Below are 5213 nucleotides of genomic sequence, written 5' to 3' on the forward strand. Positions count from 1 at the left end.
GAAATGGTTTATACACCTCCAGGTGATTGGTGATCTGTGTATAAAGCGTTGTAAAGCCATAATTTTCAAAAAACGTGCGGTAATAAGGCGGATTATAATTCATGCCATAGGAGGGATGGGTGAATCCCTCAACCAGCAGGCCCCAAAATGTATCGTTTTCCCCAAAGTTAATAGGGCCGTCCATGGCTTTCATGCCATTTTGAGTAAGCCATTTTTTTGCGGTATCAAACAACAGGAAAGCAGCAGCTTCATTGTTTATACATTCAAAAAAACCAATTCCTCCGGTGGGCTGGTCGTAGTTGTAAGCTTTTTTATTATTGATGAATGCGCCAATACGTCCGATCAGTTTTCCATTTTCATCTGACAGGATCCAGCGGATGGATTTTCCGTTTTTGTGGAAATTGTTTTTCTCAGGGTCGAACACTGCTTCTATGTCATTGTCGAGCGGACAAACCCAAACTTTGTCATTTTTATAAATGATGCGTGCTAAATCTAAAAAGGCCTTTTGGGTTGATTTATTGTTTACTTCGCTTATGGTCATCTGCTCGCCGGAGTGTTTTTGATAGATAAAAAAAAGCATCCAGAGGCATAATCTGAATGCTTTACATTAGCATGTATGAATTAAATAGTTAATAATCGTCGTCGTCGTCGAAATCGTCAAAATTCTCGTACCCCAGATCATCTAAAGGCCCGTCGAAATCATCATCATCATCATCAATCTTCTTTTTCGGTTTTTGATCAAGTGTGCTATCATCATCATCTTCATCCTCGCCCGTGTTTTTAGAATCGACCTTCTTGTTTACAGGTTTTTTTGGAGTTCCCATTGCTATGAATATTTAATAAAAATTTTCCCAATTATAAATAAATGCGTTTAAAATGCAAACAAACTTTTTTTATTTACTTCATCTATTTATTAGTAAAAATAATCAAAATCATTTTCAGTAAAAACAAGATTTTAAAAAAATAAATTAAAACTTTTTTAATTATTCTGACTGATCGCCAATTGATTGGCTGTTGTCTGTAAAATCCTTTATTTGAGGTAGTTCGCTGATATCGTTGATGCCGAAATAATCCATAAAAATCGGGCTGGTACCATAAAGGATAGGTTTGCCAAGGGCATCGGACTTGCCGACAATAGAAATCAGCTCTTTTTCGAGTAGTTTTTGGACTGAATAATCGCAGTTTACGCCGCGTATTTGTTCAACGTCTGTTTTAGTTACCGGTTGTTTGTAGGCAATGATAGCAAGGGTTTCCAACGCGGCCTGGGTAAGCTTCTTTTTTGAGCGCTGGGCCTGCAGCAGGCTGATGACCTGGTGGTATTTTTTCTTGGTTAAAAACTGGTAGCCATTGCTTAGTTTTACGAGTTCAATGGCGAAGTTTTCGTCCTGGTACCTTTTACTGACGGTATCAATGTAATGATTAATTTCATCAGCAGTAAAATCCTGTTCAAAGGCTGATTGCAGACAATAGATGATCTCTTCCGTCCGGATGCTTTGTTCCGAAACAAATATTAAAGCTTCTATGTATTGTTCGATGTGTTCCATTTACTCTGAGGGTCGAAAGTAAAGAAAATTGTGTGAACCCGAATTTATAGAATTAAAGAATTAATAGAATTCTCGTAATTAAACAATTCAGAAAAATTCTGGCAATTCGTAAATTCGATAAATTCAGGTTCTGACGACTTTCGGACTTCCCTAATAATTAATCACCTGTTCCTCAATTTCAACCGGCATTTGGCGCCATTCATATTTTTGGGTGCGGAGCTGGGGTTCAAAACCGGCTTCTATGATAGATTGCTGGATCCCTTTGGCTGTAAACCTATGAGGCGCTCCTGCGGCTGATACCACATTTTCCTCTATCATTATGGAGCCGAAATCATTAGCGCCTGCATGGAGGCACAGTTGTGCCACCGGTTTGCCAACGGTAAGCCAGGAGGCCTGGATGTTTTTGATATTGGGCAGCATGATCCGGCTCAGCGCGATCATCCGGATATATTCATCGCCGGTAACATTGTTGGTGATGCCGCGCACTTTACGCAGCAGCGTACCGTCATCCTGGAACGGCCATGGAATAAAGGCTATAAAGCCGTATGCGCCTTCCGGTTTTTCGGATTGTACCTGGCGAATCCATACCAAATGTTCAAACCGTTCTTCAATAGTTTCGATATGGCCAAACATCATGGTGGCGGATGATGGCAGGTTGAGTTTGTGCGCGGCGCGCATCACATCCAGCCATTCCTGGCCACCGCATTTGCCTTTGCTGATCAACCTTCGTACGCGGTCGTTCAATATTTCCGCACCTGCGCCAGGTAATGAATCAAGTCCGGCGGCTTTCAGTTCCCGCAACACATCAATATGGCTCATTCCTTCCAGTTTGGCCACGTGCGCAATTTCCGGCGGGCCTAATGAATGCAATTTGAGGGTAGGGTATAGTTCTTTTAAAGCCCTGAAAGTATCTGCATAAAACTTTAAGCCAAGGTCCGGGTGATGGCCGCCCTGTAATAAAAGCTGGTCGCCACCAAGGCGGAAAGTTTCTTCAATTTTTTGTTTATACGTTTCAATATCGGTAATGTAAGCTTCCTCGTGACCGGGACGGCGGAAAAAGTTACAGAACTTGCAATTGGCGATACAAACGTTGGTGGTGTTTACGTTACGGTCAATCTGCCAGGTAACCTTGCCATGCGGCACCTGGACCTTGCGCAGTTCGTTAGCGGTATACATCAAATCGGCCGTAGAGGCATTATGATAGAGGTAAACGCCTTCTTCCTGGCTTAAAAATTCAAACCGCAAAGCGCGTTGCAACAGATCGGCAGTATTCATGGTACAAATATACAATGAAGGAGGTTAAAGGCGAAAGGTTAAAGGTGAAAGGTGTTATTGTGTTGACATTATAATATTTTAAGCTAACTTTAATCAACCATTAAACCATGAGCTTGCCTATATTTCATAAACTGTATTTCCCCGGGTTAATCAGCTTGTTGTTTTTACCGTTGATGTGTATCGGTTATTTTGCCTTTACTGGTAAATTTCAACAATTGACACTATTGCCTGTAGCGTGGTTTAATAAAGACGGCATGGATCAATTTAATAAGTTTAGAAAAGAGAAATTTGACGTTTTTACGTTCAGAAAATATACCGATCTTGTATTAATAGGGGATACCAGAACGGATGATGTCTCTTTGAATCAAATGAAATACAGCACAACAAATCTTCTCAAAACAAATGATTTTGCGACTGGTGTTTGCGTGGCGTTTTCAAATAATGCCCGTTATGACGAAATGGTTGCTGTAATTGATTTTTGCAATCAGTCTAAAGGAGTGGATTTTATTCTATATGACAATAAAGTCTTTATTTATAAACTAAAACCTGTTAAATATAAGTCTCCGAGTTACGTTGGCCTTCTTGACAATGATATTGTAATATATAAACCAAAACTATCATTCGCTGACAAGTTTAAACTCGAAATAAATTCATTTCTAAAAGAATTATTGCCATTCTGGCCGTCAGCTTTAGTTCTTTTTTTAATGGCCTGGCTTACCTTTTCCAGCAAAGCAAGATATTTAAACCCGAAAAATTTCAACCTAACCGGCGATTAGTCCCTTTTCCAACCTCAACACCTTCGTCACACTCTCCGGTATTTCCTGCTGGTAATGGCTTACATAAATGAGGGTTACATTGCTTATGCTGCAAATGGTATCTACGAGGGTTTTAAAATGGTGCTGCTGGTGCGCATCGAGGCCCTGGCAGGGTTCGTCGAAGATGAGCAGATCGGGGTTTTTGATGAGGGCGCGTGCCAGCAGGCACAGGCGTTGGGCGCTTGCCGGGATGTTTTTTAATAAAACCCGCGCATATTTATCAATTTCCAAAGCTTTCATCCAGCGCAGTACAGTATCGGCTTTAGTTTTTTGCGAAAGCCTGAACAGGCCCAGGGTATCGTAATAGCCGGATTCAATTACCTGCAAACAGCTATTGTCCGTGGGGAAGTATTGGTGTAATTCAGGCGATACAAAGCCGATCTTGCTTTTAATGTCCCAGATGCTTTCGCCGGTACCGCGTTTTTTATCAAACAAAACAATATCATTGGCATAGGCCTGTGGGTTATCGCCATTGATCAAGCTCAATAAGGTTGATTTCCCTGCACCGTTAGGACCCAGCAGCGCCCATCTTTCGCCGGGTGTTATTTGCCAGTTAATGCCATCAAGGATCACCTTTTCGCCGTATTGAATGTGTACCTTATTCATCTTAACGATGAATTGATACGGTATTTTGTTTGTGCCTTCATTTAATAAGGCTTTTAGTTCCTTATTATCTACTTCATCTTTATCATCCTGCAAAAACAGGTCGGCGTTAAACAGCTCTTTGGGCAGTGTTTGAACGATGGCGCCATTTTTTAACACTGCCACATGGGTAATTGCTACCGGGATCTCGTAAGGGGAGGTAGCCATAATTAAGGTAATGCCAGATGCAATGATCTCATCGATAATCGCATTGAAAGCTGCCCGGGTTTGTACGTCAAGCCCGGTTAGCGGGCTGTCGAGCAATAACAACGCCGGGTTTTTCAGCAGCGCGGCGGCGATCATCAAGCGTTTGGTTTCGCCGTTTGATAGTTTGATGATTTGTTTTTGCAGCAGTTCATCCAGTTTTAGCAGCTCCGTTGTTTTTTCATATGTCCAGTAAACAGGTTTGCCAGGTACAGGGATTACTGTTGCCAGGTATTGCTCAACTGTTAGTGCATCCTCCGAATCGGACGAGTTGTAGCGTTGCTGGTAATAAAAATCAGCGGTATTGGAAAGGTTCCTGAAATGATGTTTGGGTTCAACCAGGGCCACCAGCCGATGATAGGTAAGCAGGGTTTCCGGGTGATCGTGTTCTTTTATAAATTCGTCAAAAAAATAATGGATAACCGTACCGCCCGTAATATTGAACCTGCCGGCTATGGTATGCAACAAAGCGCTTTTGCCCGAACCGCTTTCGCCGATAAGCGCCCAATGCTCGCCTTTTTTTATCGTGAAATTTAAACCGGTAAACAGGGTGTTTTTTAAATTTCGAACGGTGATGTTGTTTATGGAAAGAAAAGAGTGGGGCATGCGTGCTGGTTTGCAGGCAAAATTAAATTTTTATGCTGAAAGCCGGGAGGGTAAAACAAAAAAGCTCCAGTAAATACCCGAAGCTTTTTTTGTTTTTTTCGCTAAGAAAAAATTATTTTTTCTTAGA

General features: G+C 41.6%; 5 protein-coding genes and 1 pseudogene. 1 reads left to right on the top strand and 5 read right to left on the bottom strand.

All coding sequences use genetic code 11. The features are described from left to right. The 4 genes and pseudogenes from QZY09_RS18845 to QZY09_RS18860 all read right to left on the bottom strand — a co-directional run. Positions 1 to 541, bottom strand: a pseudogene (locus QZY09_RS18845) (GNAT family N-acetyltransferase); the annotation flags it as partial. A gap of 88 nt (positions 542 to 629) precedes the next feature. Beyond that, positions 630 to 824, bottom strand: a complete 195-nt coding sequence (locus QZY09_RS18850) for a hypothetical protein (protein ID WP_295674831.1) — start codon at positions 822 to 824, stop codon at positions 630 to 632. Between the two features lie 159 nt (positions 825 to 983). Further along, positions 984 to 1544: an SMC-Scp complex subunit ScpB gene (gene scpB, locus QZY09_RS18855; protein WP_295674832.1), complete on the bottom strand. Its 561-nt coding sequence runs from the start codon at positions 1542 to 1544 to the stop codon at positions 984 to 986. A gap of 150 nt (positions 1545 to 1694) precedes the next feature. Further along, a complete protein-coding gene (locus QZY09_RS18860; RefSeq protein WP_295674834.1) occupies positions 1695 to 2819 on the bottom strand; it encodes a CofH family radical SAM protein in 1125 nt (374 codons plus the stop codon). A 113-nt stretch (positions 2820 to 2932) separates the two neighbouring features. Between QZY09_RS18860 and QZY09_RS18865 the strand changes: the two genes are divergently transcribed. After that, positions 2933 to 3595 (top strand): hypothetical protein, encoded by a 663-nt coding sequence (locus tag QZY09_RS18865; protein WP_295674835.1) that lies wholly within the window; start codon positions 2933 to 2935, stop codon positions 3593 to 3595. Here the strand turns inward: QZY09_RS18865 and QZY09_RS18870 are convergent. Next, a complete protein-coding gene (locus tag QZY09_RS18870) occupies positions 3581 to 5086 on the bottom strand; it encodes an ATP-binding cassette domain-containing protein (protein ID WP_295674836.1) in 1506 nt (501 codons plus the stop codon). The two genes, QZY09_RS18865 and QZY09_RS18870, sit on opposite strands and share 15 nt — an antisense overlap. Positions 5087 to 5213: the final 127 nt, after the last annotated feature.

Source organism: uncultured Mucilaginibacter sp. (genome assembly GCF_903913935.1).
In the GTDB taxonomy this organism is placed as follows: Bacteria; Bacteroidota; Bacteroidia; order Sphingobacteriales; family Sphingobacteriaceae; genus Mucilaginibacter.